The following is a 14,852-nucleotide window of genomic DNA, read 5'->3' as shown; positions in this document are numbered from 1 at the left end:
CTCGCGGCTACGCCCGCCGATACTGCCGCGCCGCCAGCCGAGGCGGAGCCGCTGCAGCAACACGTCGCATGACGGTTGTGCTTTCCGAGAGCATGTTGTCAGATGGCTGGCAACTGCTCCTCAAGAAAGCACGACCATGCTGGACAAACTGAAGCCGGCTCAAGAGGAAACGCCCGACATCGTCGCGGCCGACTGGATCGCCGCCCTCAACGGCGCGCTCGCCACAGGCTCTGCTGACGATCTCGCCGTGCTGTTCGCGCCCGACGGCCATTGGCGCAACCTCTTCGGGATCTCCTGGCTGTTCGCGACCTTCAGCGGCCGGCACAGTGTCGCCGCTGAACTCTCGCAGCGCGCCGGCAAAGTCCGCGCCACGGGATTTCGCATCGACGACAGGGCGTTGATACCGCGGCGCGCCGTCGTGGCTGGACGGGAAGTGATCGAGGCCGTCTTCACCTTCGACACCTCGCATGGCCCCGGCACCGGCGCTGTTCGTCTGCTGCCCGGTGCCAACGGACATTCCGTGGCGTGGACGTTCTCGACCATGCTCGACTTCGATTCGATCTGCGACGCTGGTAGCGCAAGAGCAGCCGACGGCATCCATGCCCGCGACTTCGCCGCGCCCGACTGGATCGAGCAGCGGCAGGTCGCGCGCGCGTACGCCGATCGCGAGCCCGACGTACTGATCGTCGGCGGCGGCCATGCCGGCATCGCGGCCGCCACCGAGTGCAAGCGGATCGGGCTCGACGTGCTGATCGTCGATCGCGCGCGGCGCATCGGCGACAATTGGCGGCTGCGCTATCGCGGGCTGAAGCTGCACAACAAGACGCCGGTCAACCACTTCCGCTATCTGCCGTTCCCACAGACCTTTCCGGACTACATCCCGAAGGACAAGATCGCGAACTGGCTGGAAAGCTATGTCGACATCATGGAGCTCGATTTCTGGACCGAGACTGCGTTCGAAGGCGCCGCCTATGACGAGACCACGCAACGCTGGACGGTGACGCTGCAGCGCGCGGAGCACACGCGCACGCTGCATCCGAAGCACATCGTGCTCGCAACCAGCGTCAGCGGCACGCCGAACAACCCTGAGATTCCCGGCATCGAGCAATTCAAGGGCCGGGTGCTGCATTCCAGTAAATTTGCAGCCGGCCGCGAATGGTCGGATCGGTCGGTTGTCGTGTTCGGCACCGGCACCAGCGCGCATGACATCTGCCAGGAGCTGCACGCCGTGGGCGCCGACGTCACCATGGTGCAGCGCAGCCCGACCATGGTCGTCAACGTCGAGCCGGCGCAGCTCTACGACAGGACCTATCTCGGCGACGGCCCGCCGATCGAGGTGCGCGACATCCTCAATTCCGGCGTTCCGTTGCCGGTGATGAAGATCGCGCACAAGCTCATCACCGACGAGGTGAAGCGGCTCGATGCGCCGTTGCTGTCGCGGCTGGAGCGCGCCGGCTTCCGGCTCGAATTCGGCGAGGACGGCACCGGCTGGCCATTGAAATTCCGCTCGCGCGGCGGCGGCTACTATTTCAACGTCGGTTGCTCCGAATTGATCGCCGACGGCAAGATCCGCCTGATCCAGGCCGCCGACATCGCAGGCTTCACCGCCGATGGTCTCGCGCTGAAGGACGGCTCTCAATTGAACGCCGAGCTGTTCGTGCTCGCGACCGGCTACAAGGGCCTCGATCATCTGCTCGCAAAGCTGTTCGGCGACGACGTCGCAAGGCGCGTCGGCCGCGTCTGGGGCTTCGACGATACGACGCAGGAGCTCCGCAACATGTGGACGCGCACGGGTCAGCCCGGCCTCTGGTTCACCGGCGGCGCGTTCTCGCAAGCCCGCATCTATAGCCGCTTCATCGCGCTGCAAATCGCCGCGATCGAGGCCGGTACCCTTTCCAAGCACCTGACCTGAAGGACATCAATGCCACTGCCCCTCGATCCCGTCATTGAGAAGATCATTCCGCTGCTGCCGCTGCGCGACCCCGCCACCATGACGCCGCAGAGCGCGCGCGATTCGCTGCGAGCGCTGGCGGCGCAGCGCGCGGCGGTGCCGCCGCCGCCGGTCGATGTGGCGCGCGACATCGAGGTCGGGGGCGCAACGGGCAAGCTCGCTGCGCGACTTTATCGCAATGGCAGCGGCAGGGCGCCGACCGTGATCTTCTTTCATGGCGGCGGCTGGGTGGCCGGCGATCTCGAGACGCATGACCGCCAAGCGCGCAACCTGGTGATCGAGACGGGCGCCGTTGTGGTCTCGGTGGATTACCGCCGTCCGCCGGAGACGCGCTTTCCCGGCGCGTTCGAGGATGCGTTCGCCGCTGTTCGCGACGTGATCGCGCGGCTCGGTGAATTCGGCGGGGATCCGCAGCGCGTCGGCGTCGCCGGCGATTCCGCCGGCGGCAATCTCGCCGCGACCACTGCGCTTGCCTGCCGCGATGCCGGCATCAAGCTCGCCGGGCAATTGCTGGTCTATCCCGTCACCGATGTCGTCGGCAATTTCGCCGATGCCGCGGAGAATGCCAGGTTTCCGTCGCGCGCCGAAAATGCGGAAGGCTATTTCCTGTCGCGTGCGGTGATGGAGTGGTTCTGCGGGCACTATCTCGCCGACAAGGCCGACGCCACCGACTGGCGGGTCTCGCCGCTGCGCGCGACGAGCCTCAAGGGCGTCGCGCCGGCCGTGGTTACGACAGCCTGGTTCGACCCGCTGCGCGACGAGGGCCACGCCTATGCCAAGGCGTTGCAGGCTGCAGGTGTGCCGGTCGCCTATCACTCCGGCGAAGGCCTGATCCACGGCTATTTCGGCCTCGGCGACGCATCGGACGCCGCCCGCGCCGAAGCGCGCCGCGCGCGGGCCGATTTCAAGCTTCTGCTGGAGAAGGGGGCGTAACCCTCCCGCCGTCCCGGCCGCTGTTGGGGGGTGTAGCCTCCGCGTCGTCCCGGCCGTTGTTGATAAGGGGGAGTGTAGCCTCCGCGTCGTCCCGGCCAAGCGAAGCGCGAGCCGGGACCCATAACCACTGCAGCCTGTTGTTGCAACGGGCTGTGGCCCCGGCGTCGCGCCACACCATCCGGTCGGGGTAATGGGTCCCGGCCTGCGCCGGGACGACGATGTGGAGGGGCCAGCCTTAAATCGCTCCCCCTCAATCATTCCCGATGGTGTCGCCGAACAGCTCCCAGGTCTCGCCGTTGAACTTCTGCAGCCGCATCGCCTGAATCGGGAAGTAGTCGGTCGGCGAGGTCTTGATCTTGATGCCGGGCAGCAGCATCGGCAGCGTGGTGTCGAGGTTGGCGGCCTGCTTCATGATGTTCTCGTGGGTCAGGTCGTCGCCGCACTGCTTCAGCACCTGCACGGTCGCCTCCGCCACCACATAGCCGTAGACGATGAGCTGGTCCTGCAGATTGCCGTCCGGGAAGTATGTCTTCATGAACTCCTGCCAGGCGATCACGTCTTTATCGTCCTTCCACTGCGGATCGTTGGGATCCTTCAGCGAGTAGGACGAGATGATGCCCTTGGAGTATTCGAAGCCCGCGGGCTTCAGCACGGAGGATACCGAGGTCGAGGTCGCCGCAAGGAAGAACATGTCGGGCTTCCAGCCGATCTCGCCGATCTTCTTGATCGCCTGTGCCGCCTGCTTGGGGATCGCGTGCATGAACAGCACGTTGGCGCCGGAGGATTTCAGCTTCACGATCTGGCTGTCGACTGTTGGGTCGGTCGATTCATAGGTCGCTTCCGCCACCACCATCTTCGCGGTGTTCTCCGGCCCCAGCCCCTTCTTGAAGCCGTTGCCATAGTCCTTGCCGGCGTCGTCGTTCTGGTAGAACAGCGCGATTCTCGCGTCCGGCTTGTTGGCCAGCACATATTTCGCATAGACCGCGGTCTCGGCCTGGTACGACGGCTGGAAGCCGATCGTCCACGGATAATGCGCGTAGTCGCCCCACAGCGTGGCGCCGGCGCCGACGAAGAGCTGCGGCACCTTCTTGTCGTTGAGATATTTGCGTACCGCGAGGCCGGTCGGGGTGCCCAGCGGATTGAGGATCGCGGCGACCTCCTCCTGCTCCACCAGCTTGCGGGTCTGCTCCACCGTCTTCGGTGGCGAGTAGCCGTCGTCGAGCGTGATCAGGTTGATCTTGCGCCCGTTCACGCCGCCCCGGTCGTTGATCATCCTGAAATAGGCGGCTTGCGTCTTCGCGATCACGCTGTAGGCCGACGCCGCGCCCGAGAATGGCGAGGTCTGGCCGAGCTTGATCTCGGTGTCGCTGGCGCCGGTGCCGTATTTCTTCTCGGCAGCCTGCGCCTGTGCCGCGAGCGCAATCGCCGCCGCGACCGTGATGGCCTTCCACATCATTCGAGAGCCTCCCTTTTGCGTTTATTGTTGTTCGCAAGGGAGAGCTTACGCAGGCTGCGCGGATCAGGCTTGTGGCGAGAAGCTGGGGCAGGGATGCGAAAATGCGGCGTGGTGCCGCTCAGATTGACCGTCGTCCCGGCGCAGGCCGGGACCCATAGCCACCGCTGTTTGCCGTTATGCGGAATGTGGCCCCAGCGTCGTGCCACAGATGCATTCGGGATAATGCGTCCCGGCCCCCGTGCGCAATTGCGCACCAGGCCGGGACGACGTTGTTGCAGTTCGTCTTACCGGATGGCGCCCGTCGTCTCCGGATCAGTCGGCAGCACGATGGCGCCGGCGCGGCTGGCCGCGGCGGTGGTGATCATGCCGGGGTCGCCCACGCGCACATTGCGGGGCGGGTTGAATTCGAGGATGAACAGGGCGGCCGTTGCCAGCACCGCCACGGCGGCGGACGCGAGCGCAGGCACCAGTCTTCCGCGCGTGTCGGATGCGCGAAGTTGCATTTACCAATTCCTTTGCGTGGGTCGTTCTTGAGCTACGATCTAGGTGGGGCCCGGCTTCTTCCCAAGGGTGCGGCGCACGCGCCTCACGATGAGTTGTGCCGACCGTGATCCTCTTCACGGTCCCGCTAGTATTGCGGAAGGTGCCGCGCCGAATCGCGAGCGTGGTTGGGCGTCTGGTTAGACTACAAATTTATGAAAGAGATCGCAGCGTTTTGCATGTGCCTCATGCGCGCGTGATGCGAATCTTCACGTTGGAAATATTCTTTGTCTAAAGGCGTTTTTCGTTAATCCTTCTTTCACCAGATGCCCTTCCGAGCGCCATGGCGGGACTTGTCAGCAGCGGACTTGTCGTCACGCCGACTTGTTCGCTGAGGACTCAACGTAGGCGGACTCGTCGAGTCGTCTCTCGTCGCGCCGTAGCCTTGGAAGGCGGAAGCGAACTCGCAAGAACAATCCATCTATCGTTTGTCTCCGCAATGGATTGTCTTGCTCCGCGCCGGATGGTTCGAAGCAAACTATCCTTCGTCAATTCCATCGCGCGAGCGACGGGACGCCGCGACACGCAGGTTCAGGTCGATTCACATGTCAGACAGCAGAGAGATGCGCGCTCGCGACCTGATCGGCCCGAGCTTTGCGGCAGTTCGGACCCTCGCGTTGAAGCAGTGGGCGCGGGGAACGCCGGGTGCCAGCACCCGCACCCATGGGCCCGGTGCAACAAGAAAGCACGGGGGTAGGACCACAGGTACTGCGGGGCAATCCCCGCCGTGCGCCGCCAGCGCACACGCTCAGCTTTCGGGCACCCGGAGATTACGCTGCGCACGTGGTGCGCTACAACCGGTGGAGTGGTGAAAGGGAGAGCTAGTCATTGCTTACAGACGTCAGCACTTCGGAAGCTGCCCGGCGCATAAATCGGAAAGCGATCGGCGTAGCTTTCTAACCAAATAGATCGATCTGTCGCGGTGATTCCTGCGACGGCAAACGAACGATTGAATGACGCAAAATATAGTAAGTGGTCTTGTTCGCCTTGCGCTAGAGCGTATTGAAATTGATCTCCTACGCTCTTTATCCCCTGTTGAAGGGTTGATGGAGCAGGCAGCAAGTTGAACAGTTCCTGTGGAATGGCTCCGTTCATGGCCTGAAGGTTAGAAAACCACATAACTTGAACGCCTCCGGCCAGCGGAATGCACGTTCCTGTCGTTTCGTAGTGGAGCGCGAAACCGAGCTTTGCCGCGAAGATGAGGATGTGCTGCGTCAGCAGCGGACCATCGACTCGCAGCGGATGCATGTCGGGCGGAATTCCGTGCCGCTTTCGAGCAAGTTTTTCCCCTCCTCGAGCGATCCGCATTTCTTGCAGTACGCCTGGGACATTGTTCGCCACCGCCGAGAGGACTTTCTGTAGGTCCCTGCGGTGGACTTCGGTATCCTTGCTGGTAAGAGCTCGTGCGAGCATCGAAGCGACTAAATCTGACCGCCCCGTTCCGTTATTGCAGCTTGTGCAGGCCGGATATTCAAGTCCCTTCGGCCGTTGTCTCCCCTCGAACATCTGGATCGGGGGCATATGCTCGATCGTTGTAGCCACGCTTGCGCCAGCGCAATAGATGCAGCTTGGGTGGCCGGCGAGAATATCAGCATAGGCTTTCTGTCTTAGTTTCGCTTGTCCCATCGCCTCTCCACGTTCGGCGCCTGTCGTTGTGCGAAAATCGCTCCCTCCGATCGTTGCATTGATGTAAGCTCTCACGTCATGTGGGCCGTCGGTCTCGCCCTGTAGCAACGCTCGGACCGCTTCCCTGAGCAATACCTTACGAAATGCAAGATGCGCTTCTGCGGGACCTGGACTGCGCTGCGGGATTTCAAGTCAGTCGTTGGCGTTGTTGTTCAGTGACGGTGGTTCGCGAACATTATCAGGTTATCAGGTACTGACACCGCAGCTCTTGCCGTCGTGAGTATAGGGTTGAGCCAGCGAGTGTTTGGCCTGGAGCGTCCTTATCATAGGGTCGTTTGCATCCCGACCTTCGGTGCCTCCGTCTGGTGCTGCGCTAAAGGCCTCGAGGCGCATATTCAGTTCGCGCCCAATAAGGTCGCGAACCAAGTCTTCGAAGTCGGCAGGTGAGTTTGGAACTGGATAGCTCATATCCTACAACTATAGCGAGTTTTCCTTTCTCAGAGTCCAGTTGAACCAGATGAAAAGCCGCGGCGGATCTCATCAGGCGGCTTTAAACAAAAAACGGCCGGGTCATTCGACCCGGCCGTTCAAAACTCTCTTCCCGCGAATTCCGCGTCTAGCCGCGCTCAGCTCGCCTGCTTCACCGGCGCGGGCTTGCCGACCTTCTTCTCGATCGCGCGCTTGAGTTCGAGGGCGCGGGGCGAGAGCACGTCGGCCTTGGCCTTCAACAGGTAAGCGTCGAGGCCGCCATTGTGGTCGACGCTCTTGATCGCGCTGGTCGAGACGCGCAGGCGCACGTTGCGGCCGAGCGCCTCCGAGATGAAGGTGATGTTGGCCAGGTTCGGCAGGAAGCGCCGCTTGGTCTTGATGTTCGAGTGGCTCACCTTGTGGCCCACCTGGGGGCCCTTGGCCGTCAGTTCGCAGCGCCGGGACATCTTACAAAATCCTTTTCCATCCCCGCCTCTTGATCGGGCGTGCAATCACACGGCCCGCGCGGGGGTTTTGAATTCGCGTCCATTTTCCAGGAACCGCGGGTGTATAGGGGCAGATGGCCCAAGCGTCAAGATTGTATTGCCGCATGGGCGCCCCGGAAATTGCCGGTTCATAAGCCGTTCCAGCCACTTAACGCCTGAGATGGCAACCATATAAAGGGCGTATTCGGCTGCAATTCTGGTTCCATAAAGACGCGCGCGGGTTTGACGAGGCGTGTTCGGGCGCAAGGCGGCGCCCTCTTTTGCGGAAACACGCGTTGTCTGGCCAATTTGTCTGCCTAAATGACACGATCGAGCGCCGATAGCAGGACCGTCAGGTAAGTGACTATCCCGATTGCCATTTTGCCGCCCTCCGGGTGGCTGCTCGGCCTGTTGGCCGGCGCATTCATGCTGTTCGGTCCCGAGGCCGCCAAGGCCCAGGGGCGGCTCGATGCGCAGTATGAAGCCACCCTCGCCGGCATCCCGGTCGGCAAGGGCTCCTGGACCATCGAAATCGGCGACGACGCGTTCTCGGCCTCGGCCCAGGGCGGCACCGCCGGGCTTCTGAAGGCGTTCACCGGCGGCACCGGCACCGGCGCCTCGCAGGGCCGCGTCGTCAACGGCGCGCTGGTGGCGACCTCGTACACCGCGACCACCTCGACCTCGAAGAAGTCAGAGACGATCCGGATGGTGCTCGCCAACGGCAACGTCAAGGATGCCACGATCGAGCCGGTGCCGCCGGTCGATGCCGACCGCATCCCGGTCACCGACGCGCACAAGAAGGGCGTGTTCGATCCGATGACCGGCTCGATGCTGCGCGTCCCCGGGACTACCGAGCTGTTGAGCCCGGATAGCTGCCGCACCGCCGCCGGCGTGTTCGACGGCCGCATGCGTTACGATCTGAAGCTGGACTACAAGCGGCTGGAGACGGTGAAGGCCGAGCGCGGCTATCACGGCCCGGCGCTGGTCTGCGCGATCTATTTCGTGCCGATCGCGGGCTACATCCCCGATCGCCCCGTGATCAAATATCTCGCCGCCCAGCGCAACATCGAGATCACGCTGGTGCCGATCGCCGGCACGCGCATCCTGGTGCCGTTCCGCATGACGATCCCGACCCCGCTCGGCCCTGCGATGCTGGAGGCCACCTCGTTCGTCACCGCCGCCGCGCCGCCACGCGTGGCGAAGACGCAGTAGCCTACTCACCTTCTCCCCTTGTGGGAGAAGGTGGCGCGCATGACATGCGCGCCGGATGAGGGGTTCTCTCCGCGGAGACAAACCCCTCACCCGGCTTCGATGCTTCCGCATCGAATCCACCCTCTCCCACAAGGGGAGAGGGTGTTCCGAAGGCGATTCGCGCCCACGGAACACGACAACCGGCACCGGAATTCAGTTGACTCTTGCCCGGTTCTGATTCGACTCGGCGTTGTCTGCAATTTAAGGAACCGAGCACCTGAAACGCCGGCTTGTGGACCCCATATAAACTTGATCTAGTGCCGCGGCTTGAGAGTTGCCCGAGATGTTGCGGTGAACGTTTCAGGCCTGGAAGGGAGTCAGCGATTCGGGCGCGATTCGTTCTCAACCCGTTCCGGAGCTTAAGTCTGGCGCGAAAAGCGTCGCATTGTGAGACAGATTTTGCGAAAGGACGCGTGAAGGCGTGAAGATCCTCTTCCACCGTCACCCCCGCGCGACGGCTCTGCCGTTGTCGCTGGAGGAGGCCGCGCAGCGGCCGTCTCGAAGGGCGACGGCCCCGCTGTCTCTGCTAGCGGATCGCCGCGCGCGGAAATATCTCGGCCGTGCATCCTTCGAGACGCGCTGACGCGCTCCTCAGGATGACGGCGTCGCGCCAGCCTTGACCGCGCCACCAGTTCAAGAAACACCTGCACAATATGGCTTTCTCAACTTCGTTCGGAAATGACCGCGTGCCCGGCGCAGGCGTCACCGCCGTTCTCGGGCCGACCAACACCGGCAAGACGCATTTGGCGATCGAGCGGATGCTGGCGCATTCGTCGGGCGTGATCGGCCTGCCGCTGCGGCTGCTGGCGCGCGAGGTCTACAACAAGATCGCCGATCGCGCCGGCGAGGAGAGCGTCGCGCTGATCACCGGCGAGGAGAAGATCAAGCCGAAGTCGCCGCGCTTCTGGGTCTCCACCGTGGAGGCGATGCCGCGCGATCTCGACGTCTCGTTCCTGGCCGTCGACGAGATCCAGATCGCCGCCGATCTCGAGCGCGGCCATGTCTTCACCGATCGCATCCTCAACCGCCGCGGCCGCGACGAGACGCTGCTGCTGGGCGCTGCGACGATGCGGCCGATCATCGAGCGGCTGTTGCCCGGCGCCTCGATCGTGACGCGGCCGAGATTGTCGCAGCTCGAATTCGCCGGCGATCGCAAGATCACGCGGCAGCCGCGACGAACCGCGATCGTCGCGTTCTCCGCGGATGAGGTCTATGCGATCGCCGAGTTGATCCGCCGCCAGCATGGCGGTGCCGCGGTCGTGCTCGGCTCGCTCTCCCCGCGCACGCGCAATGCGCAGGTCGCGATGTTCCAGAACGGCGACGTCGATTATCTCGTCGCCACCGATGCGATCGGCATGGGGCTCAATCTCGACGTCGATCACGTCGCCTTCGCCTCCGACCGCAAATATGACGGCTACCAGTTCCGCCGGCTGACACCGGCCGAATTCGCGCAGATCGCAGGGAGAGCCGGCCGCGCGACGCGCAACGGCACCTTCGGCACCACGGGGCGCTGCGCGCCGTTCGAGCCGGAACTGGTGAACGCGCTGCAGAACCACACCTTCGATGCCGTGAAGATGCTGCAATGGCGCAACGCCAAGCTTGATTTCGCCTCGCTCGGCGCGCTGCAGGTGTCGCTGGCGCTGCCGCCCGGCCACGAGACGCTGACGCGGGCACCGGTCGCCGAAGACCAGCGCGTGCTCGATCACGCCGCGCGCGACGCCGAGGTGCGCGATATGGCGCATGGCGCGGCCGCCGTGGAGCGGCTGTGGGACGCCTGCCAGGTCCCGGACTACCGGAAACTGTCGCCGGCCGCCCATGCCGAACTCGTGACCACGCTGTACGGCTTCCTGATGCAAAAGGGGCGTATCCCTGACGCATGGTTCGCCGCCCAGGTCGACCAGGCCGACCGCACCGACGGCGATATCGACACGTTGTCGGGCCGAATCGCGCAGATTCGCACCTGGACCTTCGTCGCCAACCGACCGGACTGGCTGTATGACCCGGAGCATTGGCAGGGGATCACGCGCGAGCTCGAAAATAAATTATCCGATGCGCTGCATGAACGGCTCACAGAGCGTTTCGTTGACAGGCGGACCAGTGTATTGATGCGCCGCCTGCGGGAGAACTCAGTTTTGAATACGGAAATTGGCAAAACCGGCGAAGTGATCGTGGAAGGTCATGTGATCGGCCGGCTCGATGGATTCACCTTTGCGCCCGACGCTGCCGAAGCCGGCTCCGACGCCAAGGCCCTGCAGGCTGCCGCGCAGCAGGTGCTGGCGCGCGAGATCGACGTGCGTGCCGAGAAATTGGGCGCCGCGCCCGACGAGCAGTTTGTGCTGACCTCCGACGGCACCATCCGCTGGACCGGCGATGCGGTGGCGAAATTGGTCGCGGCCGACGACGCGCTGCATCCGCGCCTGCGCATCATTTCCGACGAGCGGCTGACCGGCGCCTCGCGTGAAGCGGTGCAGAACCGGCTCGACCTCTGGCTCAAGACCCATATCGAGAAGCTGCTCGGGCCGCTGTTCGAGCTCTCCAAGGCCGAGGATCTGCAGGGCATCGCCCGCGGCATCGCCTTCCAGCTCGTCGAAGCGCTCGGCGTGCTCGAGCGTGCGAAGATCTCCTCCGAGATGAAGGATCTCGACCAGCCGTCGCGCGCCACCCTGCGCAAATACGGCGTGCGGTTCGGCGCCTATCACATCTACTTCCCGCAGCTCTTGAAGCCCGCGGCGCGCTCGCTGGCCTCGCTGCTGTGGGCCGAGAAGCAGAACAATGTCGACATGGGCGCGCTGTCGAACGTGCAGCATCTGGCCTCCAGCGGCCGCACCTCGTTCCCGGTCGACAAGGCCCTGCCGCGCGATGCTTATCGCGTGCTCGGCTATCGCCAGTGCGGCGAGCGCGCGGTGCGCGTCGACATCCTGGAGCGGTTGGCCGATCTCATCCGCCCCGCCTTGGCCTGGCGCGAGACCTCGCCGGGCGAGAAGCCGGCCGGCGCATTCGACGGCCGCGGCTTTGTCGTGACCCAGGCGATGACCTCGCTGACGGGATCGGCAGGCGAGGATTTCGCCTCGATCTTGCGCGCGCTCGGCTACCGGATGGACCGCCGTCCGCCGCTACCGCCGAAGCCCGCCGAACCGCCGGCCGAGAGCACCGAGGCTGCTGCCGCCGAGACGCCGGCGGAGGCAACCACTGATGTCGCCGCCGAGACGCCGGTCGAGGTGAGCGCGGATGCCGCCTCCGTTGAGGCGCCGGTCGAGGCAAGCGCCGAGGCGCCGGCTGCGGATGCCGCCAGCGATCAGCCGGTGTCCGGCGATCCCGCGCCGTCCGCCGCGCTGCTGCCCGAAGTCGGCTTCGCGCCGGCGGCCGATGTGGTCGCACCCGCCGCCGCCGAGACGCCATCCGACGTCGTCGCCGAAGCCGAAGCCGCACCAGAGCCTGCGGCGCTGGCCGACACGCCGGCGGCCGAAACGGTGGCCGAGCCTGTTGCGGCCGCCGAAGCATCCGCCGAGGCCGCTTCTGTCGAAGCTGCGCCGGCCGAGACTGCCGCAGTCGAGGCCGCGCCCGAGACACCGGCCGAACCGCAGCTCGTGGAAGTCTGGCGTCCCGGTGGTCGCCCCGACGAGCAGCGCCGTCCGCACCATCGCGGGCACGATCGCAACCGCGGCCGTCATCACGGCAAGTCCGCCGAGGGCGGTGCACAGGCCGCCGAAGGCGGCGAGGGCGACAAGCGCGAGCAGCATCGCCGGCCGCGCCGTCACCAGGATTTCCGCACGCCGCGTCCCGGTGCGCCCGCCGATCCGTCGGCGGCGCCTGCCGATGGCGCGCCGCGCGAGGGCCGCGACCAACGCCGCGAGCGCTTCGAGGGCAAGGGCCGCGATCGCGACAATGAGCGCCGCCGCGACAACAAGTTCGGCGGCGAGCGCAAGGGCGAGCGTGACCGCGGCGGCCGCGATTTCGGCCGCGACAAGGGTGGTCGCGACAAGCGCGACGGCGGACCGTCGCATCGGCCCTATGCGTCGAGCGCGCCGCGCGAGCGCGACCGGCCGATCGATCCGAATTCGCCATTCGCAAAGCTCGCGGCGCTGAAGGAACAGCTCGCGGGCAATCGCAAGGACTAGGGCAAAGCGTTTTCAAGCGAAGTGGAGACCGGTTCGCGTGAAGAAAGCGCGTCAAACATAAGAATCCACTTGGACCGACAGCGCCTCGACAAATGGCTGTGGCACGCGCGGGTGGTGAAGGCCCGGACCAGCGCGGCCGCGCTGGTCGAGTCCGGGCACGTTCGCATCAACGGCGTGCGCGAGAAATCGCCGGGCCATGCGGTCAAGCTCGGCGACGTCGTCACCGTGGCGCTCGACAACAGCGTCCGGGTGCTGAAGGTCGCGGGCTTTGCCGAGCGGCGCGGCGATGCCACCTCGGCGCGCGTGCTGTACGACGATTTGCAAGCCGGCAAGGAGTAATTATTTAGGGGCTGCAATTCGGATTTGCGCCGGAACGCCAGCACTTTGGGAGCCTACTTCCCTTGCGGCTGCGGTATTCCTGCGCTAGGCAACCCCTGAAAAAGTTGACCGTTTTCGGAGTTTTGGATGACCTACGTCGTCACTGAAGCCTGCATCAAATGCAAATATACCGACTGCGTTGAGGTCTGCCCCGTCGACTGCTTCTACGAGGGCGAGAACATGCTGGTCATCCATCCCGACGAATGCATCGATTGCGGCGTGTGCGAGCCGGAATGCCCGGCGGATGCCATCAAGCCGGACACCGAGCCGGGGCTGGAGAAGTGGCTCGAAGTCAACCGCGACTATGCCAAGAGCTGGCCGAACATCACCCAGAAGAAGGACTCGCCCGAAGACGCCAAGGAATGGGAAGGCAAAGAGGGCAAATTCGAGAAATATTTCTCTCCGAATCCGGGAACCGGTGACTGATTCGCTGGAACTACCCCGGTAGGCACGGGCTTAAGCTCGGTGCCGGCCCCATAACGGCCTGCTGATTTAACCCTAATGACGGACATATGACCGCGTGGTCCCGACTTATGTCCGGAATCGGGCGTAAATCATTGATTTTTGCGGAAAATGTGCTATATCGAGCACATTACAAGCCAAGAACCCGCTGCCATGCGTATCCTGTGGCTTCGAGGTTCCCGCAAACTCGAACAGGGGCGTGGCAGTTTCCGCGCGCAGGCTGTGTCACAGAAAACGCGTAAAAAGAGTGCTTCAAAGACGACCAAGAAAGCCGCTGTTGTTGCTCGCAGCGCACTCAAGGGCCGTGCCAAGGCGCCTGTGAAGGATGCCAGGAAGGCTTCGGCCGCAAAGTCCTCAAAGAACAAAAGAAGCGTGATGCCAGAAAAGACTGCCAAGACTGCCGCGAAAGCGGCGGCTGCGAAGACCTCTGCTGCCAAGGTCGCCCCCAAGATCGCCCCCAAGTCCGTCGCCGCGCCCAAGCCGGCTGCTGCGAAGGCTGCCGCTCCCGCCGCCGCGCCGAAGGTTGCCGCCAAGCCGGCCGCCGCGCCGCGCGTGGAAGAGAAGAAGGTCGTGACCCAGCGTCAGGGCTTCAAGGCCAATGAATTCGTCGTCTATCCGGCTCACGGCGTCGGCCAGATCCTGGCCATCGAGGAGCAGGAGATCGCGGGCGCCAAGCTCGAGCTGTTCGTGATCAATTTCATGAAGGACAAGATGACGCTGCGCGTTCCGACCGCGAAGGTCGCCAATGTCGGCATGCGCAAGCTGTCGGAGCCGGCGCTGGTCAAGAAGGCGCTGGAGACGCTGAAGGGCCGCGCCCGCGTCAAGCGCACCATGTGGTCGCGCCGCGCCCAGGAATACGAAGCGAAGATCAACTCGGGCGATATCGTCGCGATCGCCGAGGTGGTCCGCGATCTCTATCGCTCGGAATCGCAGCCCGAGCAGTCCTATTCCGAACGCCAGCTCTATGAAGCGGCGCTCGACCGCCTGTCGCGCGAAATCGCCGTGGTGCAGCACTCGACCGAGACCGAAGCGGTCAAGGAGATCGAGAGCCAGCTCGCCAAGAGCCCGCGCCGCGGTGCCAAGGCCGAAGCCGCAGAAGGCGACGCCGAGGGCGATGGCGACGGAGACGATCTCGATTCCGACGGCGACGATGCCACGGTGGCCGACGAGGCCGCCTGAGCCGC

At 64.3% G+C, this 14,852-nt stretch carries 11 protein-coding genes; 7 read left to right on the top strand and 4 right to left on the bottom strand.

Annotated elements, in window-relative coordinates:
• The first annotated feature begins 136 nt into the window (after positions 1-136).
• Together P6U30_RS36095 and P6U30_RS36090 are read left to right on the top strand one after the other, a co-directional pair.
• Positions 137-1,912 carry an NAD(P)-binding domain-containing protein gene (locus P6U30_RS36095; RefSeq protein ID WP_407167404.1) on the top strand — a complete coding sequence of 592 codons (1,776 nt, stop codon included), beginning with the start codon at positions 137-139 and terminating at the stop codon, positions 1,910-1,912.
• Between the two features lie 9 nt (positions 1,913-1,921).
• Complete coding sequence (locus tag P6U30_RS36090) at positions 1,922-2,884, top strand: alpha/beta hydrolase (RefSeq protein WP_407167403.1); 963 nt, start codon at positions 1,922-1,924, stop codon at positions 2,882-2,884.
• Positions 2,885-3,134: 250 nt separating this feature from the next.
• On the opposite strand, the gene P6U30_RS36085 is transcribed toward P6U30_RS36090, so the two are convergent.
• The 4 genes from P6U30_RS36085 to rpmB form a co-directional block, all read right to left on the bottom strand.
• Entirely contained in the window at positions 3,135-4,340 is a 1,206-nt protein-coding gene (locus P6U30_RS36085) for an ABC transporter substrate-binding protein (RefSeq protein WP_407167402.1), read from the bottom strand.
• A 284-nt stretch (positions 4,341-4,624) separates the two neighbouring features.
• On the bottom strand, positions 4,625-4,843 hold the full coding sequence (locus tag P6U30_RS36080; protein ID WP_407167401.1) for a hypothetical protein: 219 nt from the start codon (positions 4,841-4,843) through the stop codon (positions 4,625-4,627).
• An 862-nt stretch (positions 4,844-5,705) separates the two neighbouring features.
• Positions 5,706-6,506 (bottom strand): hypothetical protein, encoded by an 801-nt coding sequence (locus tag P6U30_RS36075; protein WP_407167400.1) that lies wholly within the window; start codon positions 6,504-6,506, stop codon positions 5,706-5,708.
• Positions 6,507-7,132: 626 nt separating this feature from the next.
• On the bottom strand, positions 7,133-7,441 hold the full coding sequence (gene rpmB, locus P6U30_RS36070; RefSeq protein WP_407167399.1) for a 50S ribosomal protein L28: 309 nt from the start codon (positions 7,439-7,441) through the stop codon (positions 7,133-7,135).
• A 444-nt stretch (positions 7,442-7,885) separates the two neighbouring features.
• Here rpmB and P6U30_RS36065 point away from each other — a divergent pair, with 444 nt between their 5' ends.
• The 5 genes from P6U30_RS36065 (at position 7,886) to P6U30_RS36045 (ending at position 14,847) form a co-directional block, all read left to right on the top strand.
• Positions 7,886-8,671: a DUF3108 domain-containing protein gene (locus P6U30_RS36065; protein WP_407170627.1), complete on the top strand. Its 786-nt coding sequence runs from the start codon at positions 7,886-7,888 to the stop codon at positions 8,669-8,671.
• A 692-nt stretch (positions 8,672-9,363) separates the two neighbouring features.
• Complete coding sequence (locus P6U30_RS36060) at positions 9,364-12,828, top strand: helicase-related protein (RefSeq protein ID WP_407167398.1); 3,465 nt, start codon at positions 9,364-9,366, stop codon at positions 12,826-12,828.
• 69 nt (positions 12,829-12,897) lie between these two features.
• Positions 12,898-13,167, top strand: a complete 270-nt coding sequence (locus tag P6U30_RS36055) for an RNA-binding S4 domain-containing protein (RefSeq protein ID WP_407167397.1) — start codon at positions 12,898-12,900, stop codon at positions 13,165-13,167.
• A 126-nt stretch (positions 13,168-13,293) separates the two neighbouring features.
• Positions 13,294-13,632 (top strand): ferredoxin FdxA, encoded by a 339-nt coding sequence (gene fdxA, locus P6U30_RS36050; RefSeq protein WP_066499798.1) that lies wholly within the window; start codon positions 13,294-13,296, stop codon positions 13,630-13,632.
• Between the two features lie 411 nt (positions 13,633-14,043).
• Complete coding sequence (locus P6U30_RS36045; protein ID WP_407167396.1) at positions 14,044-14,847, top strand: CarD family transcriptional regulator; 804 nt, start codon at positions 14,044-14,046, stop codon at positions 14,845-14,847.
• The last annotated feature ends 5 nt before the right edge of the window (positions 14,848-14,852 follow it).

Source organism: Bradyrhizobium sp. ORS 111, assembly GCF_045571485.1.
Classification (GTDB): Bacteria; Pseudomonadota; Alphaproteobacteria; order Rhizobiales; family Xanthobacteraceae; genus Bradyrhizobium.
The sequence above is the reverse complement of the archived record's forward strand: the minus strand, read 5'-3'. Positions and strand labels throughout refer to the sequence as shown.